The organism is Streptomyces sp. NPDC034099, assembly GCF_055575415.1.
In genome coordinates, this window is the sequence record NZ_JBVISR010000002.1 from 91785 (window position 1) to 115411 (window position 23627).

The window sequence follows — 23627 nt, forward strand, 5'->3', positions numbered from 1 at the left end:
AGGGTGGGCGCAGACGGCACCCCGTCAGCGCGGGCGAGCGTCCCCACCCCCCACCAGCGCCGCGGAACCCTGCACCCCGGCGCCTGGTGGCTCTGGGCCCTGGCCCTCGGCACCGCCGCCACCCGCACCACCAACCCCCTCCTCCTCGCCCTCCTCATCACCGTCTCCGCCTACGTCGTCATCACCCGCCGCCCGCACGCCCCTTGGTCCCGCTCCTACGGCGCCTTCGTCAAACTCGCCCTCGCCGTCCTCCTCATCCGCCTCCTCTTCACCACCGTCCTCGGCTCCCCGGTCCCCGGCACCCACACCCTCCTCACCCTCCCCGAAGTCCCCCTCCCCGACTGGGCGCAGGGCATCCGCCTCGGCGGCCGGGTCACCGCGGAGGGCCTCACCTTCGCGCTGTACGACGCGATGAAGCTGGCCACCCTCCTCATCTGCGTCGGCGCGGCGAACGCCCTCGCCAACCCGTCCCGCCTCCTCAAGTCCCTCCCCGGCGCCCTGTACGAGATGGGCGTCGCCGTCGTCGTGGCCCTCACCTTCGCGCCGAACCTGATCGCGGACGTCCAGCGCCTGCGCGCCGCCCGCCGACTGCGCGGCCGCCCGGACCACGGCGTACGGGGCCTGCTCCAGGTGGGGCTCCCCGTCCTGGAGGGCGCCCTGGAACGCTCCGTCGCCCTCGCCGCCGCGATGGACGCCCGCGGCTACGGTCGTACCGCGCAGGTCCCGGCCCGGGTCCGCCGGACCACCGCCGCCCTCACCCTGGGCGGCCTGCTCGGCGTCTGCGCCGGCACGTACGGACTGCTGACCGCGGCGGGCGGCACGTACGGCATCCCCGTGCTCCTGGCCGGTGTCGCCGCCGCACTCGCGGGCCTGTGGCTCGGCGGCCGGCGCACGGTCCGCACCCGCTACCGTCCCGACCGCTGGGACGCCCGCGCCTGGCTGGTCACCGCCTCCGGCGCGACGGTCGCGGCGCTCCTGTTCCTCGCCGCCGCCCGCGACCCGGCGGCACTGCACCCGGGCGTGGTCCCGCTGGTCGCGCCGTCCCTCCCGCTGTGGCCCGCGGCGGCCGTACTCGTCGGCCTGCTCCCGGCGTTCATCACCCCCGCACCCGAGACCGCCGTGAAGGAGCCGTCGTGATCCGCTTCGAGGACGTGTCCGTCACGTACGACGGCGTGGCCGAACCCACCGTCCGGCACGTGGACTTCGAGGTCCCGGAGGGTGAACTCGTCCTGCTCGCCGGTCCCTCCGGCGTCGGCAAGTCCACCGTGCTCGGCGCGGTCGGCGGCCTCGTCCCGCACTTCACCGGCGGCACGCTGAGCGGCCGGGTCACCGTGGCCGGCCGCGACACCCGCACCCACAAGCCGCGCGAACTCGCCGACGTGGTGGGCACGGTCGGCCAGGACCCGCTGTCCCACTTCGTGACGGACACCGTCGAGGACGAACTGGCCTACGGCATGGAGTCCCTGGGCCTCGCCCCGGACGTGATGCGCCGCCGCGTCGAGGAGACCCTCGACCTGCTGGGCCTGGCCGGCCTTAGGTCCCGCCCCATCGCCACGCTCTCCGGCGGCCAGCAGCAGCGGGTCGCCATCGGCTCGGTCCTCACCCCGCACCCGGACGTCCTGGTCCTGGACGAGCCGACCTCCGCCCTGGACCCCGCCGCCGCCGAGGAGGTCCTGGCCGTCCTCCAGCGCCTGGTCCACGACCTCGGTACGACGGTCCTGATGGCCGAGCACCGCCTGGAGCGGGTCATCCAGTACGCCGACCAGGTCGTCCTGCTCCCGGCCCCCGGCGAGGCGCCGCTCATCGGCGCTCCGGCGGACGTGATGGCGGTGTCCCCGGTGTACCCGCCGGTGGTGGGTCTGGGCAGGCTGGCGGGCTGGTCCCCGCTGCCGCTGACGATCCGGGACGCGCGCCGCCGGGCCGCTCCCCTGCGCGAACGCCTGGCCGGCCGGGAGATCCCGGACCGCACCCCGCCGCCGTCCGCCCCGCTCCCGGCGCCCCCCGCCCCGCGCCCGGTCGCCTCCCGTTGGCGCCGCCGCCGGAAACTCCCGGAGGCCACCTCGGCCCCCACCCCGTACGCCGCCGAGGTCCGCTCCCTCGCCGTGCGCCGCGACGGTGTCCAGGCCCTGCGCCACGTCGACCTGACCGTCTCCCCCGGCGAGACGGTCGCCCTCATGGGCCGCAACGGCGCCGGGAAGTCGACCCTGCTCTCGGCGCTCGTCGGCCTGGTCGAGCCGTCGGCGGGTTCGGTCCGCGCCGGGGACGCCGTGCCGCACCGCACGGCGCCGCGCGACCTCGTACGGCGGGTCGGCCTGGTCCCGCAGGAGCCGCGCGACCTGCTGTACGCCGACACGGTCGCCGCCGAGTGCGCGGCCGCCGACCGGGACGCGGAGGCGACCCCGGGCACCTGCCGCGCCCTGCTCACCGAACTGCTCCCCGGCGTCACGGACGACACCCACCCCCGGGACCTCTCCGAGGGCCAGCGCCTCACCCTGGCCCTGTCCGTCGTCCTCACCGCCCGCCCTCCGCTCCTCCTCCTGGACGAGCCGACGCGCGGCCTGGACTACGCGGCGAAGGCCCGCCTGGCCCGCATCCTGCGCGGTCTGGCCGCCGAGGGCCACGCGATCGTGCTGGCCACGCACGACGTGGAACTTGCCGCCGAGCTGGCCCACCGCGTCGTCCTGCTCGCCGACGGAGAGGTGATCGCCGACGGCCCGGCGGCGGACGTGGTGGTGGCCTCCCCGTCCTACGCGCCGCAGGTCGCCAAGGTGCTGGCGCCGCGCAAGTGGCTGACCGTGGCACAGGTACGGGAGGCCCTGTCGTGACCGGCGGCTCCCCTCCCCAGCGCCAGGCCCGCGCCGTGCGCCTCGGCCCCCGCTCGGTCGCCGCCCTCCTGCTGGTCAGCGCGGTCGGCGTGGCGGGCTTCGGGTGGCCCTTCCTGGCCCCGCCGGACGCCTCCCTGAACGCGCACGCGCAGGACGCGCCGTGGCTGTTCGCTGGCCTGCTGGTGCTGCTGGTGGCGGTGGTGGCGGCGACGATCTCGGAGTCGGGGCTGGGCCCGAAGGCCGTGGCGATGCTCGGCGTGCTGGCGGCGGCGGGCGCGGCGCTGCGCCCCATCGGCGCGGGGACGGCGGGCCTGGAGCCGATGTTCTTCCTCATGGTGCTCAGCGGCCGGGTCCTCGGCCCCGGCTTCGGCTTCGTCCTCGGCTCGGTCACCATGTTCGCGTCCGCGCTGCTCACCGGCGGGGTGGGGCCGTGGATGCCCTTCCAGATGCTGGCGATGGGCTGGTTCACGATGGGCGCGGGCCTGCTGCCGGGCCCCGACCGCCTGCGCGGCCGCGCGGAGCTGCTGATGCTGGCCGTGTACGGCTTCCTGGCGGCCTTCGCCTACGGCACGGTGATGAACCTGGCGGGCTGGACCTTCATGAACACCCTCGCCTCGAACATCGCCTTCGACCCGGACGCGTCGATCGCGGACAACCTGGCCCGCTTCCTCGCCTACTGCCTGGCGACGTCGCTGGGCTGGGACGGTGGCCGCGCCGCCATGACGGTTGTCCTGACCCTCGCCCTCGGCACCCCGGTCCTGAAGGCACTGCGCCGCGCGACCCGCAGGGCGGCCTTCGAGACGCCGGTCACGTTCCAGAAGTCCGACGAGGTGAGCCGCCCGTCGTAGCGGAAAACCTGCCGACGGTGAGCGAACGCGCCCCTATGGTGGCCCGATGACGTCGATCAAGAAGTTCCAAGTCACCTTCGACTGCGCGGAACCCGAGCGCCTCGCTCGATTCTGGTGCGAGGTGCTGGGGTACGTCGTACCGCCGCCACCGGCGGAGTTCGACACCTGGGACGACTACAAGCGCTCGCTGCCACCTGAGCGGCAGGACGCGTGGTTCGCCTGCGTCGACCCCTCGGGCGTGGGCCCGCGACTGTACTTCCAGCGCGTTCCCGAAGGGAAGGCCGCCAAGAACCGGCTGCATCTCGACGTGCGGGTGGGCACCGGGCTCGTGGGCGAGGAGCGCCTCGCCGCCCTTGAGGCCGAGTGCGCACGCCTGGTCCCGCTCGGCGCGGTCCACGTGCGCACGCTGTACGACGGCAACGACGCGTGCATCCCCATGCAGGACATCGAGGGCAACGAGTTCTGCATCGACTGAGGACCGCGAACGCGCCCTTCCCGCCTTCCTGTGGCACGACAGGCCCTAGCGGTGGGCGCTCACGCTCGTCCGGAACCGGCGGCGGTACTCGGTCGGGGTCGTGTCGAGTCTGCGGCGGAAGGCTCTGATCAGGGTGTCGACGGTGCCGAAACCGCAGGCGGAGGCGATGCGTTCCAGGGTCGCGTCGGTGGATTCGAGCTGCCGGCGTGCCACTTCCACGCGCGCCGACTCGACGTAGGCGTACGGGGTCGTGCCGAGTTCGGTCTTGAAGATGCGGGTGAGCTGCCGGTCGCTGACGTGGGCGTGGGCCGCGAGGTCGGCGACGGTGAGCGGTGCGGCGATGTTGCGCATGATGTGGTGGCGGAGGTCCTCGACGCGCCGGGTCGTGGAGACCTGCTCCAGCGGCACGCTGAACTGGCTCTGTCCGCTGGGCCGTTTCAAATACATCACGAGCTGCCGGGCCACCCGCAGCGCCACCGCCTCGCCGAGGTCGTCGGCGACGAGGGCGAGGGAGAGGTCGAGGCAGGAGCTGATGCCCGCGCCGGTCCACACGTCGCCCTCGCGGATGAAGATCGGGTCGGCGTCGACCTCGACCTCCGGATGCTCGTCGGCGAGCTGCCGCGCGGTCGACCAGTGCGTGGTGGCCCGCTTGCCGTCGAGCAGCCCGGCGGCTGCCAGGACGTGCGCTCCGACGCAGACGGACGTGACCCGCCGGGTCCGTTCCGCGAGCCGCCGCACCCAGTCGACCACCGTGGGATCGGTGAGCGCCCGGACCCGGCGCCGATCGTCGACCTCGACCGCGCCGGGCACGATCAGGGTGTCGATGCGCCGCGCGGACAGCTCCTCGAAGGTGGCGTCGGGCAGGACACGGACACCGGCGGCGGTGGTGACCGGGTCCGTGGTCCCGGCGGCGAGGACCACCTCGTAGCCCGCCGCGTCCTCCGTCTCGCGCCGCGCGAGGGAGAACACCTCCGGCGGCCCGGTGACGTCGAGCAGGTCGACGCCCTCGAAGAGCACGACGACGATCAGTCGTCCGACGGAGTTCACGGTTTTCTCCCACGGTCGCACGGCCATGTCGGTATCTGCAGGTTAGACGACATTGCCGACATCCCATGACCGGCCCTAGCGTCGTAGGCGCGGGTCGATCCGTCACCGCACCACCCCGAACGACACCAGGGAGTTCCCATGCCCAGAACCACGCTGCGCCGTCTCAGCGGGCTCGACGACACCCCCGCCAAGCTCGCCGACTCCACGCTGGTCCTCGTCGACTACCAGAACACCTACACGACCGGCGTGATGGAACTCGACGGCTGGCAGGACGCGCTCGACGCGGGCGCCCGGCTGCTGGCCCGCGCCCGCCGGGAAGGCGCCAAGGTCGTCCACGTCGTCCACGACGGCGGCGAGGGCAGCCCGTACGACCTCGGGGCCGAGATCGGGCAGATCCACCCGAGCGTCGCGCCGGTCGAGGGCGAGCCCGTCGTCACCAAGAAGGCGCCGGACTCCTTCTTCGGCACGGACCTCGGCGAGCACGTCGACGCGGCCGGAAACGACGACCTCGTCGTCGTCGGCTTCATGACGCACATGTGCGTGGCGTTCACCGCCCAGGGCGCCTTCCTGCGCGGCAACCGCCCCACCGTCGTCGCCGACGCCTGCGCCACCCGCGCCCTGCCGGTCGCGGACACCGAACTCGACGCCCGCCAGGTGCACTACGGCGCCCTCGCCACCGTCGCCGACATGTACGGCGTCGTCGTACCGTCGCAGGAGTCCCTGACCTAGCCAGGGCCTGTTTCTAGCGCCGAGGCAGGACAAGCGCGCACAGGGCGAAGACCAGGGCGCAAGCCGCCTGGACGAGCATGCAGATGGCCAACGCGGTCGTATAGGCCTCACCTGCCGGGGCGGTGGAGCCGGACAGGGCCGCGCCCAGCAGGCCGCCGGCGACGGCGACGCCGAGGCCCATCGCGGCTTGCTGGGTGGTCTGCAACGTGCCGGACGCCGCTCCCGCCATGGTCGACGGGACCTCCGCGATCATCGCTCCGACAAGCGGCCCGAACATGAAGGCCTGTCCGACCCCGACCCCGACGAGCAGAGCGCCGAACGTCCACGAGTCCAGGCCGGAGCCCTGGACGAACACGGACCCGGCCGTGCCGCTCAGGAGCGCGGCCTGAATGACTCCGCCGACGACCAGGAGCCTGCGGAACCCGAAGCGGGGCGCGAGCTTTCCCGACCAGATCGACACGGTGAGGAAGCACAGGGAGAACGGCAGCAGCACGAGGGCCGCGTGCATGGGTGACCAGCCGAGCCCCGTCTGCGTGGAGATCGCGTAGAGGAACGTGAACGCGCCGAACGCCGACTGGAGCAGCAGCGCCATCACCAGTCCGATCCGGTACGACCTGAGCCGGAACAGCGGCGGCGGTACGAGCGGCACGCCGTCGCCGCGGTGCAGCCGCAGCTGCCACCGCCAGAACACCGCGAAGAGCACCGGCGTCGCCCCCAGCAGCGCCCAGCACCAGACCGGCCAGCCCAGGGCGTCACCCTGGGAGACCGGCAGCATGAGCGCCAGCAGGGCGAGCCCGAGCAGAGCGGTCCCGGCCAGGTCGAGCGACCGGTGGCCGGGCGCACGGGTGTCGGGCAGCCAGCGCAGCGCCGCGCCGAACGCCAGCACGCCCATGACCACGCTCATCGCGAAGACCATGCGCCACGGAGCACCGAGCAGCGGGGCGGACAGCAGCACGCCGCCGAGGACCTGACCGATCGCGGTGGCCCCGCCCGCGGTCGCGCCGAACAGCGCCACGGCACGAGCCCGTTCGGCCCCCTGGGTCGACGCCGTGATCGTCGCCAGCACCTGAGGGACCATGGCCGCCGCGGAGATCCCGGTGAGGGCTCGCGCGACGATCAGCACGGTGATGTTCGGGGCGAGCGTCGCGCCCAGGGAGAACAGGGTGAAGCCGGCCATGCCGACCAGGAAGAGCAGGCGTCGCCCGTACAGGTCCCCGAGCCTGCCGCCGAGGACCATCGGGACCGCGAACCCCAGCGCGTACACCGACACCACCAGGGACTGCTCGGCGGCAGTGGCTCCCAGGGACGCGCCGATGTCGGGTACGGCGATGCCCGCGGCCGAGAAGCTGACCACCGACAGCAGCAGCGCCGACAGTGTGGTCAGGAGCCGGCCCGTCCCCAGCCCGGGAGCCGACGGTTGCGAGGGGGCCTGCGCGGACGGTGGCGCGGCGCGATCGTTCCTCGGCGCGGAAGATGCGGAAGATGTCGTCATGACCTCGACCCTGAAGGGCTGCTTATCCTGGCACCAGGAGCCCGTTTATGGGGGTACTGACCAGCACCTGGATGCCAGGTTCTCCGTACGGGAGACTGATGACATGACAGCGTCCAGGTCCGCCGCGATCCGGCGTGAACTCGGTGACTTCCTCCGGAGCCGCCGCGAACGCGTGACCCCGCAGCAGGCGGGCCTGCCGTCCACCGGGCGAAGGCGGACGCCCGGCCTGCGGCGTGAGGAAGTCGCTGTCCTCGCCGGAGTCGGCGTCACCTGGTACACCTGGCTCGAACAGGGTCGGCCGATCAACGTCAGCATTCAAGTCCTCCGGGCGGTCGCCCGCGTCCTGCAACTCGATGACGTCGAACAACGGCACCTGCACCAGCTCGCCGGATCGAGTACGCCGAAGGACGAGCCCGCCGAAGACGATCCGGGGCTCCCCGCGGCGTTCCAGCCCGTCCTGGACAAGCTCGACCCCTTCCCCGCATGCCTGCAGACGCCGCTGTTCGACGTGCTGGCCTACAACCGTGCCTACCGGTTCCTCTTCACCGACATGGACCTCATCCCGCCCGGTGAGCGCAACTGCGCGGTGCAGTTCTTCACCGACCCGGACTGGCGCAGCCGCTATGTCGACGGCGATCTGGTCGCCGCCCGGATGGTCGCGAGGATGCGTACCGAGACCGGCACCGAGCTGGGGGCCGCTGCCGCCGCCGGCATCGTCGACGACCTCCGGGAGCGATCGGAGGAGTTCGCCCAGCTGTGGGCCCGGCACGACGTGCTGCCCCAGCAGTACGAGACGAAGCGCCTCGACAGCCCCCTCGTCGGGCAGCTCCAGCTGAACTTCGTCTCCACCCATGTCCCGGACACCGGACACCGGATGACGGTGATGACGCCGGCCGACGAGTCCACCGCCCGGCGCCTGGCCCGGATGCTCTAGGCAGGCGCGCACTCGAACCACACGGTCTTGCCGCCCCTCGGCCCCGGCTCCACACCCCACTGGTCGACCACCGCGTCCAGCAGCGTCAGCCCCCGGCCGCACTCCGAGTCCTCGCTCACCGGCCCGGCCGGCACCGGCTGCCGGGGGCTCCCGTCCGACACCTCCACCCGGACCCCGCCCCCGCCCCCGCCCATCCGGCGCAGCAACAGCAGCGTGCAGCGGCGGTCCGGGACATGCCGTACGACGTTCGCCAGCAGCTCGGTCACGGCGAGTTCGACCGCGTCGGTCAACTCGGCGAGGTCCCACTCGTGCAGGTACGAGCGGACGATGCGCCGGACGTGCCGGGCCGAGTGGGCACCGGCCGTGAAGCTCATCCGGTACTGGTTCGCGCAGTGGCCCAGGAGGACCGAGGGAAAGTATTCGTTCACGGCACGAGCCTGACGTCGGGCGACTACCGTGAGCTACCGAACGGATACAACCGGTCCCGCCGTGGACCGAGTTGTGCGAGAGGGGGCTCTTCGCATGACCCACATCAACGTCCTCGACCCCGGCGCCTCGCCGCTCGACTACTACGGCTTCGAGCTACGGCGCCACCGAGAGGCCGCCGGGCTCACGCAGCGGCAGCTCGGCGACATCGTCAATTACACCGGCTCCCTGGTGGGCCAGATCGAGACGGCGAGGAAGGTCCCGACGCCGGAGTTCAGCGAGCGCGTCGACGCGGCACTGGGCACGGGAGGGTTACTGTCCCGACTCGTCGACCTGGTGATGCGCAGCCAGGTACCGGCCTGGTTTCAACAAGTGGCCGAGTTGCAGGCACGGGCCACGGAGATCTATTCGTTCGACACGCACATGGTCCACGGTCTCCTCCAGACCGAGGCCTACGCGCGTGCCGTCCTCGGGGTGCTGGACCAGAGCAACCTGGACGATAGGACATCAGTGCGGATCGCGCGACAGAAGATCTTCGAGAAGGACGAACCCCCGGTCTTCTGGGCCGTGCTGAGCGAGTGCGCGCTGCGCCAGGAGATGGGCGGCCGGGAGACCATGCGGGAGCAACTGGCCCACCTGTTGACCTTCGAAACCAACCCGCGGGTCAACGTCCAGATCCTGCCCTACTCTGCGGGCGCGCACGCGGGACTCCAAGGCTCATTCGACGTCTACCGCTTCGCGGGCGACCCGCCCATCATCTACACCGAGGGGTACGGCAGCGGGCATCCGACCGCCAACCCGAACACCGTCAAGGACTGCTCACTCCGATACGATCATCTCCAGGCATCCGCACTCTCCCTCAGAGACTCGGCGGAGCTGATCCGGCGCTTGATGGAGGAACGCTATGGAGAGCAACGTGACTCTGACGGGGATCCAGTGGCGTAAGTCCAGCTACAGCGGCGACCAGGGCGGCCAGTGCGTGGAGTGCGCGCCGCTCGGTCGGCTGGCCTGGCGCAAGTCGTCGTACAGCGGCGACCAGGGCGGCAACTGCCTCGAAGTCGCCGAACTGCCCGCCACCGTCGCCGTACGCGACTCCAAGACCCCGGCGGGCCCGACCCTCACGCTCGCCCCCGCCACGTTCAGCGCTTTCGTCGGCTGGGCCGCCACCGCCGAGTAGTCGGGCCCCGGTCCAGGTCAACGTTTCTGTTCGATTTATCGTCTTCGCACGTGTCCCTGCCGTGCACCCCGATGACGCCGAACGGAAACCTCGACCGTGGTCCCTGCCGAACTGACCGTCCTCCGGCCCGAACGGCGACGGGACAGACGCGCGAGCGACGCCCTGCGCGGCTTCGGGCGTCGGCATCGCGTGCCGTTGCTCGCGACCCTGCCCACCATCCCGCTGTACGCGGTGTGGTGGGCGTTTCTCGCCACCGGCGGCGGTGACCTCGCCGCGCAGGAGGCGTGGGCGGACTTCGCGACGGGGCACGGGAGTTCGGCGTACGGGCTGTTCTGGTACGGCGGGATGCACACCGCCAACTACAGCGTCATCTCCCCGTACTTGATGGCCGCGCTGGGCGTGCGCACGGTCACGGTCGTGTCCGGTCTCGCCGCCTCCTGGCTCGCGGCCGTGCTGGTGGTGCGGTGCGGGGTGCGCAGGCCCGTGTGGCCCGCGCTGCTGGCCTCGCTCGCGCTGTGGTGCGACGTGGCCTCGGGCCGGGCCACCTTCGCGCTCGGCGTCGCCCTCGCGCTGGCCGCCTGCGTGCCGCTGGTGCGGGAGCGGCGGCCGTGGCTCGCCGCCGGGTACGCGGCGCTGGCGACGATGGCCTCGCCGGTGGCCGGGCTGTTCCTGGCCGTGGTCGGGGCCGCGTTCCTGCTCGTCCGAGACTGGCGGCGCGCCCTCGTGCTGCTCATACCCCCGGCGGCCGTGGTCGGGCTGACGACGCTGTTCTTCCCCTTCACGGGGGAACAGCCGATGCCGTTCGCCCGAATATGGCCGCCGGTCGTGCTCGGCCTCGCCGTCACCGTGCTGGCCCCGTCCACCTGGCGGGTGGCCCGGTGGAGCGGGGCCGTTTACGCGCTCGGGACCGTGCTGACGTATCTGATCGCCTCACCGGTCGGCACGAACGTCGAGCGGTTCGCGGAGCTGTTCGCGCCCGCCGTGCTGCTGGCCGCGCTGCTCTCCGCCCCTCCCGCGCTCACCGCGGCCCGGTCGCGGCGGCTGGTGTCGGGGTTGCTGGCCGTCGCGGTCGTCTACTCCGCGGGCTGGGTGGGCAAGAAGACCGTCGACGACCTGAAGGTGTCCACCGTCGTGCCGGCCTGGGCCGCCGAGACGGACGGTGTCGTGGACGCCCTGGAGGGGCTCGGCGCCGACCGCACGCGGGTGGAGGTGGTGCCCGCCCGCAACCACCGCGAGGCCACCCTGCTCGCCCCGCACGTCAACCTGGCCCGCGGCTGGAACCGGCAGCTGGACGTGGAACGCGGGCGCCTGTTCTACGACGGCTCCTTCTCCGCGGCCACCTACCGGCAGTGGCTCGACCACTGGGCGGTGGGCTTCGTCGTCCTCCCGGCCGCCAAGCCGGACGGCCCCGCCGAGGCCGAGGCGGCGCTCGTGCGGGACCCGGAGCTGCGGCCCGAGTGGCTGGAGCAGGTCTGGCGGGACGCGCACTGGCAGGTCTTCCGGGTGCGGGACGCCGTACCGCTCGCCTCCGCGCCCGGCTCCGTCGTGAGTACCGCCCCCGCCGACCTGGTGCTGCGCGTGGAGGAGCCCGGCGCGGTGACCGTGCGGGTCGCCTGGTCGCCGTGGCTGCGCAGCGACGGCGGGTGCCTCACCCAGGACGGCGAGTTCACCCGGCTGACCGTCGAGGCGCCGGGCGAGTACCGGATCAGCTCCCGGTACGGTCCTTCGCCGGGGGCGGGGGGTCACTGCTGACGTCCGCCGCGGGTTCCCGGGCCGTCTTCGTCGTCGCCGCTGCCGCTGCCGCCGTGACCGTCCTGGCCCGCGGCCCCTGGAACCAGTACGTCAGCCCGAAGCCCGCCGCGACCACCGCCGCGCCGCCCACCGCGTCCAGGACCCAGTGGTTGCCGGTCGCCACGATCGCCGAGACCGTGAAGAGCGGGTGGAGCAGGCCCAGGGCCTTCATCCACACCCTCGGCGCGATGACCGCGATCACCACCCCGCACCACAGCGACCAGCCGAAGTGCAGCGACGGCATCGCCGCGTACTGGTTGGTGAGGTGCGTCAGCGTGCCGTAGTCCGGCTTCGTGAAGTCCTGCACGCCGTGCACGGTGTCGATGATCCCGAGCCCCGGCATCAGCCGCGGCGGGGCGAGCGGGTAGAGCCAGAAGCCGACCAGGGCCAGCAGCGTGGCGAAGCCCAGGGAGGCGCGGGCCCAGCGGTAGTCGACCGGGCGGCGCCAGTACAGGACGCCGAGGACGGTCAGCGGGACGATGAAGTGGAACGACGTGTAGTAGAAGTCGAAGAAGTCCCGCAGCCAGCCGACCTTGACCACCGCGTGGTTGATCGCGTGCTCGATGTCGATGTGCAGGAAACGCTCGATGTCGAGGATCTGCGTCCCGTGCTCCTCGGCCCGCGCCCGGCCCGCCGAGTTGCTGCCGCCGGTCGCCGCGAGGCGGACCTGGGAGTAGGCGGCGTAGGTGACCCGGATGAGGAGCAGCTCCAGGAGGAGGTTGGGGCGGGTGAGGACCCGGCGCAGGAACGGCAGCAGCGGGACGTGCTTGAAGCGGGTCGGGACCGGCGGCGCGTAGGCCGTCGGGACCGGCGTCCCGAAGTACGGCGACGTGCGCGGCAGGAAGGGCACGGCGACGGCGGCGGCCAGCGCGGCGAGCAGCACGACGTTGTCCCGCAGCGGGTACAGGGCGGCCATGTTCGGCAGCATCATCTTCGCGGGCAGCGTCATCACCAGGACGACGGCGACCGGCCACACCAGCCGGTCGGAGGCCCGCTTGCCGACCCGGCCGACGACCGCGGGCAGCACCCACAGCAGCTGGTGCTGCCAGGTGGCCGGCGAGACGACGACGGCCGCGCAGCCGGTGACGGCGACCGCGAGCAGCAGCTGGCCGTCGCGGGCGTAGCGCACGGCGCGGCGCAGGGCGAGGACGGCGACGGCCGCGCCGAGCAGCAGGAAGAGGGCGATCTCCAGCGGACCGTTCAGGCCGAGGCGGAGCAGGGCGCCGTGCAGCGACTGGTTGGCGAGGTCGTCGGCCTCGCCGCCCAGGCCGACGCCGGCCATGTGGTGCACCCAGTACGTGTACGAGTCGTGCGCCATGGCCGCCCAGGCGACGGCCGTGCAGGCGACGAACGTGATCCCGGTCGTCACGGCGGCGCGTCTGCGGTCGGTGAACCACAGCAGCGGGACGAAGAGGAGGACGGTCGGCTGGAAGGCGGCGGCGACACCGATCAGCACGCCGCCCACGCGGTCGCCCTGGGCCCCCCGTACGGCGAAGCAGCCGAGGAGGACGAGGAGGACCGGGATGATGCTGGTCTGGCCGAGCCAGAACGCGTTGCGCACCGGCAGCGACAGCATCAGCAGGCTGATGGCGACCGGCGCCGCCAGCAGCGCCGTACGGCGTCCGACCGGCCGGGGCAGGGCGCGGGCCGCGACCAGGCCGAGGGCGACGACCAGCAGCAGCGAACCGAAGGTCCAGCCCCAGCCGAGGGCCTGCTCGGCGGCGCGGGTGAAGGGTTTGAGGACCAGGCCGACGAACGGGGTGCCGGTGAACTGCGTGGAGTCGTAGAGGGACCCCTCCACGTGCAGGACGCCGTGCTCGCCGACCCAGGTCTCCAGGTCCGTCAGCCGTTCCCCGCGCGGTGTGCCGAGGACCGCGGCCACCTGTCGTACGGCCAGGACGGCGGCGATCAGCCACAGGCCGAGGCGTGCGACGCGCAGTCGTGCTCTGGTCGCGTCGGCGGCCGAGGCTCCGAAGGACTCCGCCGGTCGCCCACTGTGCTCCGCATTCGCCACGCCTCGTCGGCCTCCGCCCCGTTCGTAACGTCCGTACGTACCGTACGTACCGCGTTCGTGTACGCGGTGTGTCGTCCCTGCGAACCCTATGAGGCTCGCACCACCCCCGGAGGAGGACGCGAGCACCCCCCACTCAACCTGACAGCCGCCCGCTTTTTGCTTCGGGGAGCGAGAAGGATCACAGCTCGCGGGTGGACGGACGGCGCGCGGCACGCGCATGTGCCCTGCGTGGACGCCTTTTTGGTGCAGTGTGCAACGAAAAGCATACCGGGCGTAAGCGGCGCATCAGCGCCTATGGTCGCTTTTCCGCCCGTGGCCGAGAGCCGCGGGTTCTTTCCGGCCCGGCGACAGCGCCGCCGTGCGGGTCGTGGCGTTCCCGCCTCCGTCCCTGTCCCCGTCGAAAGTAGGCGAGCGTAGTTTTGTCGGCCGCCCCCGTCGCCGCTGCTCCTCCGTCCCGTACGGCCCCCGTCCCCGTCCCGTGTGCCGCCGGCGCGCCCACCGCCACCGATCCCGCGCTCGTGAGGCGCGCCGTCAAGGCGGCGGCGCTGGGCAACGCGATGGAGTGGTTCGACTTCGGCGTCTACAGCTACATCGCCGTGACGCTGGGCAAGGTCTTCTTCCCGTCGGGCAACCCGACCGCGCAGCTGCTCTCCACGTTCGGCGCCTTCGCGGCGGCGTTCCTGGTCCGGCCGCTGGGCGGCATGGTCTTCGGTCCGCTCGGGGACCGGGTCGGGCGGCAGAAGGTGCTCGCCGTGACGATGATCATGATGGCGGCGGGCACGTTCGCCATCGGCCTGATCCCGTCGTACGCGACGATCGGTGTCTGGGCGCCGGTGCTGCTGCTGGCCGCGCGGCTGGTGCAGGGCTTCTCCACCGGCGGTGAGTACGCGGGCGCGTCCACGTTCATCGCCGAGTACGCGCCGGACCGGCGGCGCGGGTTCCTGGGGAGCTGGCTGGAGTTCGGCACGCTCGCCGGGTACATCGGCGGCGCCGGTCTGGTGACGCTGATGACGGCGCTGCTGTCGGACGGCGACCTGATGTCCTGGGGCTGGCGGATCCCGTTCCTGATCGCCGGGCCGATGGGCATCGTCGGGCTGTACCTGCGGATGCGCCTCGAGGAGACGCCGGCGTTCGCGGCCGAGGTGGAGAAGGCAGAGACGACGCGGCGCAAGGTGCCGCTGCGGGAGATGGTCACCGGTCAGTGGCGGGCGCTGCTGCTCTGCGTCGGCCTGGTGCTGGTCTTCAACGTCACCGACTACATGCTGCTGTCGTACATGCCGAGCTACCTGACCAGCGAGCTGAAGTACGACGAGACGCACGGGCTGCTGGTGGTGCTGGCCGTGATGGCGCTGATGATGGTCGTCCAGCCGTTCGCGGGCGCGCTGACCGACCGGGTCGGGCGGCGGCCGGTGATCGCCGCGGGCTGCGCGGGCTTCCTGCTGCTGTCCGTCCCGGCGCTGCTGCTGATCCGCCAGGGCAGCCTGCTCGCGGTGGCGCTGGGCATGGCCGCGCTGGGCCTGCTGCTGGTCTGTTTCACGGCCTCGATGCCGTCGGCGCTGCCGGCGCTGTTCCCGACGCGGGTGCGGTACGGCTCGCTGTCGATCGGCTTCAACGTCTCGGTGTCCCTGTTCGGCGGGACGACGCCGCTGGTGGTGACGGCGCTGATCGGGGCGACGGGCAACATGATGATGCCCGCTTACTACATGATGGCCGCGGCCGTGGTCGGCGGCGTGGCGGTGTGGTTCATGACGGAGTCGGCGGGACGCCCGCTGCCGGGCTCGGCACCGGCGGTCGAGGAACGCGAGTAGCCCGGACCGGCCGGAACCGTCGCGCTTCGCCGCGGCCCCCGGGCCGCTCTGCCCGACGGCCGGGGTGATGGGTCAGACTTGCGGAAGAGCGGGACTCCTCTCCCGCCGCACCGTTGCCGCAGGAGGCCCCGCATGAGCGAGTCGCAGCTCTGGGACGACGTCGACACCTACTTCATCAGCCACCTCGCACCCGACGACGAGGCCCTGGCGGCCGCCCGCAGGGAGAGTGACGCCGCCGGGCTGCCGCCGGTGAACGTCACCGCCAACCAGGGCAAGCTCCTGCAGCTCCTCGCCCAGCTCCAGGGCGCCCGCACCGTCCTGGAGATCGGCACCCTCGGCGGCTACAGCACCATCTGGCTGGCCCGCGCCCTGCCCGCCGACGGCCGGCTGGTCACGCTGGAGTACAACGCCCGGCACGCGGAGGTCGCCGTCCGCAACATCGCCCGGGCCGGCCTCGACGCCCTCGTCGACGTACGCGTGGGCCCGGCCCTGGAGTCCCTGCCGAAGCTCGCCGACGAGAACCCGCCGCCCTTCGACCTGGTCTTCATCGACGCCGACAAGGGCAACAACCCGCACTACCTCGAGTGGGCGCTCAGACTCACCAGCGCCGGCAGCCTGATCGTCCTCGACAACGTGGTCCGCGGCGGCCGGGTGGCCGACGCCGACGACAGTGCCGACGACGTGCGCGGCACCCGCGCCGCCATCGAGCTGATCGGCGGCCACCCCCGGCTCAGCGGCACCGCGCTCCAGACGGTCGGCGGCAAGGGGTACGACGGGTTCGCGCTGGCGCGCGTGCTGCCCTGAACGCGGGCCGGGCCTACACCTCGTGGTAGAAGCCGACGTTGACGCTGCGCGGCTCCGCGCGGTCCTGGACCACCACCTCGCCGCTGCCGCCCCTGGGCAGCGGCACGGTGCCGCCGTACGTCATGGGCTGCGCCTGCGCGTGTCCGGCGACGGTCAGCCGGACCTCGCAGGAGGGGTCCGGCTGGGAGCCGCGGAGCCAGGTCAGCCGCCAGGTGCCGTCCGGGCCGCACCGGAACTCCAGGTGGACCCGGGAGACGAACAGCCAGTCGTCCGGCGTCGACAGCCGGCACACGGACCTGTCCCTGCCCACCCGCAGCACCGCGTCCGGCTCGCTGGGCGCGTCGGCCATCTGCATGCCGGCCGTGGCGCCCGCGTCCGCCGCGGAGACGGCGGCCATGGTGAGTTCGAGCACGGTGCGCTCCTTCGGGTCCGTTGGCTTGTCGCCGCCGCATGATAGATCGACCGGTGGAGTGGTGTCCGGCACAATGGGGTCATGACCGAGCGAAAGCCACCCGGCGTCGACTTCGAGTCCTGGGTCGACAAACAGATTCGGGACGCCGAAGCCCGCGGCGAGTTCGCCGACCTGCCCGGCGTGGGCAAGCCCCTGCCCAGCGAGATGGACAGCACCTACGACGAACTGTGGTGGGTCAAGCGGAAGTTGGCCCGCGAGGGCTTCTCCGTGCTGCCGCCCACGCTGGCCCTGCGCAAGGAGGCGGAGGACGCCCTGGAGGCGGCGGCGAAGGCGCCGTCGGAGCGGGTGGTCCGCCGCATCGTCGAGGAGATCAACGTCAAGATCCGCGACGTCATGTTCAAGCCGCCGCCCGGCCCTCCGCTGGGTCTGAAGCCCTACGACGTCGAAGAGGTCGTACGGCGGTGGCGGGAGGGCCGGGCGGCGGGGTGACGCCCGTGGTTCACACGCGCATCAGGCGGTCCGCCAGCTCGCGGTAGTCCCGCAGGGCCAGGCGGAGCTGCTCGGTGTCCGTACTCGGCGCGCCGCTGTCCGGCCCGGCCTCCTGCCAGGCGGTGCGCAGGGTGCGGCGGTGGTGGGTCACGGCGTCCGTGAAGCGGGCGGCGACCTCCTCCAGGACGCGGTCGGCCTCCTCGACGGAAGCGCGTGGCGCGTCGACGAACCCGGCCACCGCACGGTGCAGCCGCTCACCGAGCCGGTCCAGCTCATCGGCCGGCAGGAGCGGCCCGACGGCCGCCGCGGGGGCGGAGGTGGACGCGGAAGCGTCCACCGGGGTGGCCGCCGGGGGTGCTGCGGCGGTGCTCCCGGGCTCGGGCTCGGCGGTGACCACCCCGGGTTCGGACCGGGCGGTAGTCCCGGCGCCCGGTCCGGCGGTGGTGCCGCGCCGAGCGGACGTGCCGGGCCGGGGCCCGGCGGTGGTGCCGGGCTCAGCGGTGATCGCGGGCTCGGGCTCGGCGGTGATCCCGGGCTCGGACCGGGCGCCAGCCGCGGCGCCGGACCGGCCGGGGTCGCCCCGCCGAGCGGTCGTGCCGGGCTCGGCGGTGGTGCCGGGCTGGGGTTCGGCGGTGGTGCCGGGCTGGGGCTCGGCGGTGGTGCCGGGCTCGACCGCGGTGTCGCGGCGGGGTTTGCCTGCCATGTCGGGCATCGCTTCAGCTCTCCTTCGGTCGGCGCTTGCCGAGCGACCACGTGTGGGGCTCGTGGGATGCGGGGGCGGCGGGAGCCGGTTCACCGGCTTCCGTACCGGTCCGCTGCCGCCCGGCGTCGTGGCGGCCCGTGCGTACCAGGGCCTCGAACAGCGCGCGGGCCTCGACCATGGACGCGCGCATCTCCTCCGTGCCCGCACCGCCGCCCTGCGCCTCGTCCGCGCGCGCGTGCGTCACGCGGTGCACACGGCGGTAGCCCTCGACATGGTGGGCGTGGTGCACGGACAGCGCCGTGAGCTGCTCCTCGTACTGGCCGCCGTCCGGGAAGCCCCGCGCGGCGGCCAGTTCCGCGAGCAGCCGGTCCGCCTCGCCGACCGCCTCGCGCGGGGAGTCGACGAAGCGCTCCTGGGCCGCGGCCCAGCGCGCCTCGAAGCTCTCGCGCTCGGCGGGCTCCAGGGGCCGGGTGCGCAGCGACCCGTGTCGCCGCACCCGTTCGGCCAGTTCCCGTTCCGCGGCCTTGGTGTCGCCGTCGTGCCGGGCCACGGCCAGGTCGTACTCGGGCCCGAAGCGCCGCTTCAGGCTTCCGCCGTGCTGGGGGCCCCGTGCGCGCAGGGCAAGAACGGCCGCGACGGCGAGCACGGCCGCCACGATCACGATCAAAGCGATGATCACGCCTGTGGACATGAGTGCCTTCCGGGTTCTTCGGCCTGCCGGCTCTCCGAGCGGGCCGGTTCGCCGTTCGTGTTGCCCCGCAGTCCGGGCTCAAACGGCGCACCGGGTGCGCCGACGGCACACCGGTGGGAAAATACGCTTGCCCACCGCACCGGTCCCTGCCGACCATGCCCGTCATGACCTGGACCGTCGCCCCGGAACCGTACGACTCCCCCGTAGCCACCGCCCTCTGGCGTGCGTACTACACGGAGGTGAGCGACCGCTGGTACCAGCTGTACGAGGGGCGCTCCACCGACCCGGCCGAGCTGGAGCGGGAGATCGCCGCGTATCCCGGCGCCGATCTCGTGCCTCCCCGGGGGCAGTTGCTGGTCGCGCGCTACGGCGGTGAACCGGCCGGCACCTCGGGCGTACGGCTGCTGGACGACACCACCGCCGAGCTGACCCGGGTGTTCCTGTACGGCGCGATGCGCGGCCGGGGCGGCGCGGCGCTGCTCGTACGGGCCGCCGAGGACGCGGCACGGGCGCTCGGGGCCCGCCGCATGGTCCTCGACACCCGGGGCGACCTCGTCGAGGCCCGCGCCCTGTACGCACGCCTCGGCTACACCGAGACCGAGGCGTACAACGACAGTCCGTACGCCGAGCACTGGTTCCGCAAGGCGCTGCGCCAGGAGTCCTGAGACGGCTCTCGGAACAGGGCTCGTCGGCGGGCTCCCGGCGGCTCCCGGGAGCGCTCAGCCCGCCCGTGCGGGCGTACGACCCTCGTGCGGGCGCTCCCGCTCCGAGCCGCACAGTTCGCCGGTCAGTTCCCGCACCAGCCGCACCAGGTCGGTCGGGCGGTCCGGGCCCCACCAGTCGCCGAGCAGCTCGGCGAGCGAGTCCTCGCGGGCCAGCGCCAGCCGTTCGGCGACCTCGCGGCCCCGGCCGGTGAGGACCAGGTCGGGGCCCTCGCGGACGGCCAGGTGCCGCTCCTCGACCTGGCGGGCGGCGGCCATCACGGTGGCCAGCGGGACCGGGCTGCGCTCCGCGAGCTGGGCCGGCTCGACCCGGCCGTACTTCCTGACCCGCAGCAGCATCCAGCTCGACGCGGGCAGCAGGTCGTAGCCCGCGCGCGCGGTGATCCGGCGGTAGATCTCCCGGCGGCCCTCCCGGGTGCCGAGGACCGACAGGGCACGGCACACCTCGTCGTGCGAGGAGCGTTCCACCGGGTTGCTCGCGAGGGTCTGGGTGGCGTCCGGCGCCGTGACCGAGCCGCGCAGCCTGTCCTCCTTGAGGAACCAGGCCAGCAGGAAGGCGACGAGGGCGACGGGGGCGGCGTACAGGAAGACGTCGGTGATGGAGGAGGCGTAGGCGTGGATCGCCCCGGGGCGCAGCGCGGGCGGCAGGGCGCCGATGCCGCGCGGGTCGGCCTTGAGGGTGTCCACGGAGACGCCGGGCGGCAGGGCGGCGCCCCGGAAGGCGTCCGTGAGCTGGGTGCCGAGGCGGCTCGCGAAGACCGTGCCGAAGATGGCCACGCCGAACGACGCGCCGATGGACCGGAAGAAGGTCGCGCCGGAGGTGGCGACGCCCAGGTCCTCGTAGGGGACGGCGTTCTGCACGATGAGGACGAGGACCTGCATCACCAGGCCGAGTCCCAGGCCGAAGACGAAGAAGTAGGCGCTCACCTCGGCGGTGGAGCTGTGCTCGTCGAGCCGGTGCAGCAGGAGCAGTCCGAGGGTGGTGACGGCGGTGCCCGCGACGGGGAACACCTTCCAGCGGCCGGTACGGCTGACGATCTGCCCGGAGACGGTCGACGACAGCAGCAGGCCGAACACCATCGGCAGCATGTACACACCGGACATGGTGGGCGTGACACCCCGCACGACCTGCAAGAACGTCGGCAGGTACGTCATCGCGCCGAACATCGCGAAGCCGATGACGAAGCTGATGACGGCGGAGAGCGTGAAGGTGCGGACGCGGAAGAGCTTGAGGGGCAGGACGGGCTCGGCGGCCCTGCGCTCCACGGCCACGAAGCAGGCGGCCAGGACGACCGCGAGCACCGCGAGGCCGATGATCTGCGGGGAGCCCCAGGCCCAGGTCGTGCCGCCGAGCGAGGCCACCAGTACCAGGCAGGTGGCGACGGAGGCGATGAGGAGGGTGCCGAGGTAGTCGATGACGTGCCGGGTGGTGCGGCGCGGGATGTGCAGGACCGCCGCGATCACGGCGAGCGCGACGACGCCGATGGGCAGGTTGATGTAGAAGACCCAGCGCCAGCTGAGGTGCTCGGTGAAGACCCCGCCGAGCAGCGGTCCGAGCACGCTGGTCGCACCGAAGACCGCGCCGAACAGCCCCTGGTAGCGGCCTCGTTCGCGGGGCGGCACCAGGTCGCCGACGATCGCCATCGACAGCACCATCAGCCCTCCGCCGCCCAGGCCCTGGAGGGCGCGGAAGGCGATCAGCTCGGACATGCCCTGCGCGATGCCGCACAGCGCGGAACCGACCAGGAAGATCCCGATCGCCAGCTGGAACAGCTTCTTGCGCCCGTACTGGTCGCCGAGCTTGCCCCACAGCGGGGTCGCCGCGGTGGCCGCCAGCAGATAGGCGGTGACCACCCAGGACAGGTGCTCCAGGCCCCCCAGGTCGCTGACGATGGTCGGCAGCGCCGTCGACACGATGGTCTGGTCGAGCGCGGCGAGCAGCATGCCGAGGAGCAGGGCTCCGATGGAGACGAGTACGCCGCTGGAGACCTGCTCCCGCTCCCCCGGTGCCGCGGGCCCCGCCGGGTCCGGCTCCCTCGCCTCGCGCACATCTTCGGCCATCGCGACCTCCACAGGTGTCATGACCCTCACGGGGTGCCGACGCGCACTGCCCATCCCGGTCGGTGTGACCGGTTATGGCCGTTTCAGTCCTCCAGGAAGCCGACATTCCGGGGGCGTGTGCGCCGAAGTGTGGAGAAGATCTGCATAATCTCTGGAGTTCGCGAGGGGAGTCGCGAGGGGAGGGACGAACGCGTGGATCAGCACAAGGAGCCGTCGCAGGAGCGGCCTGCGGGGGCCTCGTGCCCGGAGTGCGGCACACCCAGGGCGGCGGACAACACCCCGTCCTGCGCCTGCGGCACCAGGGCGTCCGACGCCCTGCGCGACGCCCGCACGGCCCAGGCAGCGGCGGCGGAGGACTTCGACCCGCTGCGCATACGGCCGTACGTCGAGCTGGACGGGGCCGGGGAGGCCCCGGAAGCACCCGACGCGTCCGGCGGGCCCGCGGAGCACCTTGACGCGCCCGCGTCGCCCGCGCCCCCCACGGAGTCCGCGTCGCCGGGGTCCGACCCGGACGCCACCATGGCGCTGCGGGCCGTCGACGCCGGAGCCGGTGCGGGTTCCGGTGCCGGTGCGGGTTCCGCAGCCGCTTCCGGTGCCGGCTCGCCCGACGGGGGCACGGAGGCGACCTCCGCCCTGCCGACGCCCCTGGCCCCGTCGGCCGGCTCGCCCAGCGCGCACGACCTGCGCCTGTTCGAGACCTCCGCCACCGCACCCCTCCCCCGGGCGGACCCGGGGACGGGCGACTCGGGCGGGGGCGGCCGGCCACCGCGGAGGCGGCGCAAGGGCGTACTGCTGAGTGCCGCCGGAGCGGTCGTGGTCGTGATCGGCGCGGCGGGATTCGCGAGCGGGCTGTTCTCGTACGACACCCCGTCGCGGGACGGGGCGCTGCCGGACGAGGTCCGGGCGAGCGTGCCGGACCCGTCGACCAGCGAGGCCGCGCCGAGCGCGGAACCGAGCGCGTCGTCCGCCGCGCCCTCGCCCTCCTCGTCCCCCTCGACCTCCGCGTCCGCCTCCCCGTCGGGCGAGGCGAGCGCTTCGGCCTCACCGTCCCCGTCGGCGTCGAGCGCCTCGCCCACACCGTCCCGGTCGGCCGAGCCGACGCACAGCACGACCGCGCCGGACGTCGACGCCTCGCAGGAGTCCGAGGACGACGGCGACTCCGGCGGCGGCCCCACACTGCGGAGCGGCGACCGGGGGCCGGAGGTCGTCGAACTCCAGCAGCGCCTGAAAGAGAAGTGGATGTACTGGGGCGACCTCGACGGCGACTACGACCGCCAGGTCGAGGACGCCGTCCGCCAGTACCAGTGGGAGCGCGGCATACGCACCGACGGGGCCGGCGTCTACGGCCCGGACACCCGCCGCAGGCTGGAGTCCGAGACGCGGGAGCCGTAGGGCCGGGGTCCTCGGCGGGCTGCGTCAGCCGATGTGCGGACCCAGGGGCCCGGCAGGCGCCCTCAGCCGATGTGCAGGCGCAGGGTGCCGTCCGCGCCGGCCTCGACCCGTACCCGCGTCAGGTCCTCCACGACCGCGTCCGGCCCGTGCAACCCGGCGCGCGGGCCGACCCCGACGACCCGCATCCCGGCGGCGCGCGCGGCCGCGATGCCGGCGCCGGAGTCCTCGAAGGCGACGCAGTCGGCGGGGGCGACGCCCAGTTCGGCGGCGCCCTTGAGGAAGCCCTCCGGGTCGGGCTTGCTCGCGCCGACCGACTCGGCGGTGACCCGGACATCCGGCTGCGCGAGCCCGGCGGCGGCCATCCGCGCGGTGGACAGCGCCACGTCGGCCGAGGTCACCAGGGCGTGCGGCAGACCGCGCAGCGAGGCGAGGAAGTCCGACGCGCCGGGGATCGCGACGACGCCCTCGGTGTCGGCGGTCTCCTCGGCGAGCATGCGCGCGTTGTCGGCGTGGTTCTGCTCCATGGGCCGGTCGGGCAGCAGCAGCGCCATCGAGGCGTAGCCCTGCCGTCCGTGGACGACCTTCATGACCTCGTCGCCGTCCAGCCCGTGCCGGTCGGCCCAGCGCCGCCAGACGCGCTCCACGGCGGCGTCCGAGTTGACGAGGGTGCCGTCCATGTCGAGCAGCAGGGCGCGGGCGGGCAGAACGGTGGTGGTGGCCGTCATTGGCAGACTCCAAGGCGCGGGGAGGGAACAAGGCGGCCCCGCCCGCCGGTCAGGGAGAGCGG

Annotated in this window: 23 protein-coding genes; 14 read left to right on the forward strand and 9 right to left on the reverse strand. The window is 73.2% G+C overall.

Annotation, left to right across the window (positions count from 1 at the left end; all coding sequences use genetic code 11):
- Nucleotides 1–3: 3 nt before the first annotated feature.
- The 4 genes from ACZ56V_RS05495 to ACZ56V_RS05510 are packed head-to-tail and all read left to right on the forward strand — an operon-like array spanning nucleotide 4 to nucleotide 4148.
- Nucleotides 4–1137 carry an energy-coupling factor transporter transmembrane component T gene (locus tag ACZ56V_RS05495; RefSeq protein WP_468939536.1) on the forward strand — a complete coding sequence of 378 codons (1134 nt, stop codon included), beginning with the start codon at nucleotides 4–6 and terminating at the stop codon, nucleotides 1135–1137.
- Nucleotides 1134–2825 (forward strand): ABC transporter ATP-binding protein, encoded by a 1692-nt coding sequence (locus ACZ56V_RS05500; RefSeq protein ID WP_468939538.1) that lies wholly within the window; start codon nucleotides 1134–1136, stop codon nucleotides 2823–2825. Before ACZ56V_RS05495 ends, ACZ56V_RS05500 begins: the two co-directional genes overlap by 4 nt.
- Nucleotides 2822–3673 carry an ECF transporter S component gene (locus tag ACZ56V_RS05505; protein WP_398914097.1) on the forward strand — a complete coding sequence of 284 codons (852 nt, stop codon included), beginning with the start codon at nucleotides 2822–2824 and terminating at the stop codon, nucleotides 3671–3673. Before ACZ56V_RS05500 ends, ACZ56V_RS05505 begins: the two co-directional genes overlap by 4 nt.
- 46 nt (nucleotides 3674–3719) lie before the next feature.
- A complete protein-coding gene (locus ACZ56V_RS05510; RefSeq protein WP_398914099.1) occupies nucleotides 3720–4148 on the forward strand; it encodes a VOC family protein in 429 nt (142 codons plus the stop codon).
- Between the two features lie 45 nt (nucleotides 4149–4193).
- Here ACZ56V_RS05510 and ACZ56V_RS05515 read toward each other — a convergent pair whose 3' ends face one another.
- On the reverse strand, nucleotides 4194–5195 hold the full coding sequence (locus tag ACZ56V_RS05515; RefSeq protein ID WP_468939542.1) for a GlxA family transcriptional regulator: 1002 nt from the start codon (nucleotides 5193–5195) through the stop codon (nucleotides 4194–4196).
- A 138-nt stretch (nucleotides 5196–5333) separates the two neighbouring features.
- Here ACZ56V_RS05515 and ACZ56V_RS05520 point away from each other — a divergent pair, with 138 nt between their 5' ends.
- A complete protein-coding gene (locus ACZ56V_RS05520; RefSeq protein WP_398914103.1) occupies nucleotides 5334–5924 on the forward strand; it encodes a cysteine hydrolase family protein in 591 nt (196 codons plus the stop codon).
- Nucleotides 5925–5937: 13 nt separating this feature from the next.
- Here ACZ56V_RS05520 and ACZ56V_RS05525 read toward each other — a convergent pair whose 3' ends face one another.
- Nucleotides 5938–7416, reverse strand: a complete 1479-nt coding sequence (locus tag ACZ56V_RS05525) for an MFS transporter (protein ID WP_398914106.1) — start codon at nucleotides 7414–7416, stop codon at nucleotides 5938–5940.
- Nucleotides 7417–7519: 103 nt separating this feature from the next.
- Here ACZ56V_RS05525 and ACZ56V_RS05530 point away from each other — a divergent pair, with 103 nt between their 5' ends.
- Nucleotides 7520–8350 carry a helix-turn-helix transcriptional regulator gene (locus ACZ56V_RS05530; protein WP_467383128.1) on the forward strand — a complete coding sequence of 277 codons (831 nt, stop codon included), beginning with the start codon at nucleotides 7520–7522 and terminating at the stop codon, nucleotides 8348–8350.
- On the opposite strand, the gene ACZ56V_RS05535 is transcribed toward ACZ56V_RS05530, so the two are convergent.
- Nucleotides 8347–8778, reverse strand: a complete 432-nt coding sequence (locus tag ACZ56V_RS05535; protein WP_467383127.1) for an ATP-binding protein — start codon at nucleotides 8776–8778, stop codon at nucleotides 8347–8349. The two genes, ACZ56V_RS05530 and ACZ56V_RS05535, sit on opposite strands and share 4 nt — an antisense overlap.
- A gap of 94 nt (nucleotides 8779–8872) precedes the next feature.
- Here ACZ56V_RS05535 and ACZ56V_RS05540 point away from each other — a divergent pair, with 94 nt between their 5' ends.
- From ACZ56V_RS05540 to ACZ56V_RS05550, 3 genes are all read left to right on the forward strand, one after another.
- The gene (locus tag ACZ56V_RS05540; RefSeq protein ID WP_398914112.1) at nucleotides 8873–9721 is read left to right on the forward strand and encodes a helix-turn-helix domain-containing protein; all 849 of its coding nucleotides are present in this window, start codon (nucleotides 8873–8875) and stop codon (nucleotides 9719–9721) included.
- Nucleotides 9681–9953, forward strand: a complete 273-nt coding sequence (locus tag ACZ56V_RS05545) for a DUF397 domain-containing protein (RefSeq protein WP_468939547.1) — start codon at nucleotides 9681–9683, stop codon at nucleotides 9951–9953. Before ACZ56V_RS05540 ends, ACZ56V_RS05545 begins: the two co-directional genes overlap by 41 nt.
- Nucleotides 9954–10049: 96 nt before the next feature.
- The gene (locus tag ACZ56V_RS05550) at nucleotides 10050–11705 is read left to right on the forward strand and encodes a hypothetical protein (RefSeq protein ID WP_468939550.1); all 1656 of its coding nucleotides are present in this window, start codon (nucleotides 10050–10052) and stop codon (nucleotides 11703–11705) included.
- On the opposite strand, the gene ACZ56V_RS05555 is transcribed toward ACZ56V_RS05550, so the two are convergent.
- Nucleotides 11659–13758 carry a bifunctional glycosyltransferase 87/phosphatase PAP2 family protein gene (locus tag ACZ56V_RS05555; RefSeq protein ID WP_468939553.1) on the reverse strand — a complete coding sequence of 700 codons (2100 nt, stop codon included), beginning with the start codon at nucleotides 13756–13758 and terminating at the stop codon, nucleotides 11659–11661. The genes ACZ56V_RS05550 and ACZ56V_RS05555 overlap by 47 nt on opposite strands.
- A gap of 419 nt (nucleotides 13759–14177) precedes the next feature.
- On the opposite strand from ACZ56V_RS05555, the gene proP reads away from it, so the two are divergent.
- Together proP and ACZ56V_RS05565 are read left to right on the forward strand one after the other, a co-directional pair.
- Nucleotides 14178–15566 carry a glycine betaine/L-proline transporter ProP gene (gene proP / locus ACZ56V_RS05560; RefSeq protein ID WP_468939556.1) on the forward strand — a complete coding sequence of 463 codons (1389 nt, stop codon included), beginning with the start codon at nucleotides 14178–14180 and terminating at the stop codon, nucleotides 15564–15566.
- Nucleotides 15567–15698: 132 nt separating this feature from the next.
- Nucleotides 15699–16370 (forward strand): O-methyltransferase, encoded by a 672-nt coding sequence (locus tag ACZ56V_RS05565; protein ID WP_398914121.1) that lies wholly within the window; start codon nucleotides 15699–15701, stop codon nucleotides 16368–16370.
- A gap of 13 nt (nucleotides 16371–16383) precedes the next feature.
- On the opposite strand, the gene ACZ56V_RS05570 is transcribed toward ACZ56V_RS05565, so the two are convergent.
- A complete protein-coding gene (locus ACZ56V_RS05570; RefSeq protein ID WP_467383118.1) occupies nucleotides 16384–16782 on the reverse strand; it encodes a hypothetical protein in 399 nt (132 codons plus the stop codon).
- Between the two features lie 81 nt (nucleotides 16783–16863).
- Here ACZ56V_RS05570 and ACZ56V_RS05575 point away from each other — a divergent pair, with 81 nt between their 5' ends.
- Nucleotides 16864–17271 carry a DnaJ family domain-containing protein gene (locus tag ACZ56V_RS05575; protein WP_467383116.1) on the forward strand — a complete coding sequence of 136 codons (408 nt, stop codon included), beginning with the start codon at nucleotides 16864–16866 and terminating at the stop codon, nucleotides 17269–17271.
- Between the two features lie 10 nt (nucleotides 17272–17281).
- Here ACZ56V_RS05575 and ACZ56V_RS05580 read toward each other — a convergent pair whose 3' ends face one another.
- Together ACZ56V_RS05580 and ACZ56V_RS05585 are read right to left on the reverse strand one after the other, a co-directional pair.
- Entirely contained in the window at nucleotides 17282–17983 is a 702-nt protein-coding gene (locus ACZ56V_RS05580; RefSeq protein ID WP_468939561.1) for a hypothetical protein, read from the reverse strand.
- Nucleotides 17984–17987: 4 nt separating this feature from the next.
- Nucleotides 17988–18665: a hypothetical protein gene (locus tag ACZ56V_RS05585; protein WP_468939564.1), complete on the reverse strand. Its 678-nt coding sequence runs from the start codon at nucleotides 18663–18665 to the stop codon at nucleotides 17988–17990.
- A 164-nt stretch (nucleotides 18666–18829) separates the two neighbouring features.
- Here ACZ56V_RS05585 and ACZ56V_RS05590 point away from each other — a divergent pair, with 164 nt between their 5' ends.
- Nucleotides 18830–19330, forward strand: coding sequence for a GNAT family N-acetyltransferase (locus ACZ56V_RS05590; RefSeq protein ID WP_398914127.1), 501 nt, complete (start codon nucleotides 18830–18832; stop codon nucleotides 19328–19330).
- A 54-nt stretch (nucleotides 19331–19384) separates the two neighbouring features.
- Here ACZ56V_RS05590 and ACZ56V_RS05595 read toward each other — a convergent pair whose 3' ends face one another.
- Nucleotides 19385–21448 (reverse strand): MDR family MFS transporter, encoded by a 2064-nt coding sequence (locus tag ACZ56V_RS05595; RefSeq protein ID WP_467383312.1) that lies wholly within the window; start codon nucleotides 21446–21448, stop codon nucleotides 19385–19387.
- Between the two features lie 192 nt (nucleotides 21449–21640).
- Between ACZ56V_RS05595 and ACZ56V_RS05600 the strand changes: the two genes are divergently transcribed.
- Nucleotides 21641–22840: a peptidoglycan-binding domain-containing protein gene (locus ACZ56V_RS05600; protein ID WP_468939567.1), complete on the forward strand. Its 1200-nt coding sequence runs from the start codon at nucleotides 21641–21643 to the stop codon at nucleotides 22838–22840.
- 62 nt (nucleotides 22841–22902) lie between these two features.
- Here the strand turns inward: ACZ56V_RS05600 and ACZ56V_RS05605 are convergent, their stop codons facing one another.
- Nucleotides 22903–23565 carry an HAD-IA family hydrolase gene (locus ACZ56V_RS05605; protein WP_398914131.1) on the reverse strand — a complete coding sequence of 221 codons (663 nt, stop codon included), beginning with the start codon at nucleotides 23563–23565 and terminating at the stop codon, nucleotides 22903–22905.
- Between the last annotated feature and the right edge of the window lie 62 nt (nucleotides 23566–23627).

What these genes read in the sequence shown, in the direction of transcription:
- ACZ56V_RS05575 (WP_467383116.1), top strand. Translation starts at nt 16,864, where the DNA reads ATGACCGAGCGAAAGCCACCCGGCGTCGACTTCGAGTCCTGGGTCGAC.
- ACZ56V_RS05510 (WP_398914099.1), top strand. Translation starts at nt 3,720, where the DNA reads ATGACGTCGATCAAGAAGTTCCAAGTCACCTTCGACTGCGCGGAACCC.
- ACZ56V_RS05590 (WP_398914127.1), top strand. Translation starts at nt 18,830, where the DNA reads ATGACCTGGACCGTCGCCCCGGAACCGTACGACTCCCCCGTAGCCACC.
- ACZ56V_RS05585 (WP_468939564.1), bottom strand. Translation starts at nt 18,665, where the DNA reads ATGTCCACAGGCGTGATCATCGCTTTGATCGTGATCGTGGCGGCCGTG.
- ACZ56V_RS05530 (WP_467383128.1), top strand. Translation starts at nt 7,520, where the DNA reads ATGACAGCGTCCAGGTCCGCCGCGATCCGGCGTGAACTCGGTGACTTC.
- ACZ56V_RS05520 (WP_398914103.1), top strand. Translation starts at nt 5,334, where the DNA reads ATGCCCAGAACCACGCTGCGCCGTCTCAGCGGGCTCGACGACACCCCC.
- ACZ56V_RS05525 (WP_398914106.1), bottom strand. Translation starts at nt 7,416, where the DNA reads ATGACGACATCTTCCGCATCTTCCGCGCCGAGGAACGATCGCGCCGCG.
- ACZ56V_RS05605 (WP_398914131.1), bottom strand. Translation starts at nt 23,565, where the DNA reads ATGACGGCCACCACCACCGTTCTGCCCGCCCGCGCCCTGCTGCTCGAC.
- ACZ56V_RS05595 (WP_467383312.1), bottom strand. Translation starts at nt 21,448, where the DNA reads ATGGCCGAAGATGTGCGCGAGGCGAGGGAGCCGGACCCGGCGGGGCCC.
- ACZ56V_RS05540 (WP_398914112.1), top strand. Translation starts at nt 8,873, where the DNA reads ATGACCCACATCAACGTCCTCGACCCCGGCGCCTCGCCGCTCGACTAC.
- ACZ56V_RS05545 (WP_468939547.1), top strand. Translation starts at nt 9,681, where the DNA reads ATGGAGAGCAACGTGACTCTGACGGGGATCCAGTGGCGTAAGTCCAGC.
- ACZ56V_RS05580 (WP_468939561.1), bottom strand. Translation starts at nt 17,983, where the DNA reads ATGCCCGACATGGCAGGCAAACCCCGCCGCGACACCGCGGTCGAGCCC.
- ACZ56V_RS05565 (WP_398914121.1), top strand. Translation starts at nt 15,699, where the DNA reads ATGAGCGAGTCGCAGCTCTGGGACGACGTCGACACCTACTTCATCAGC.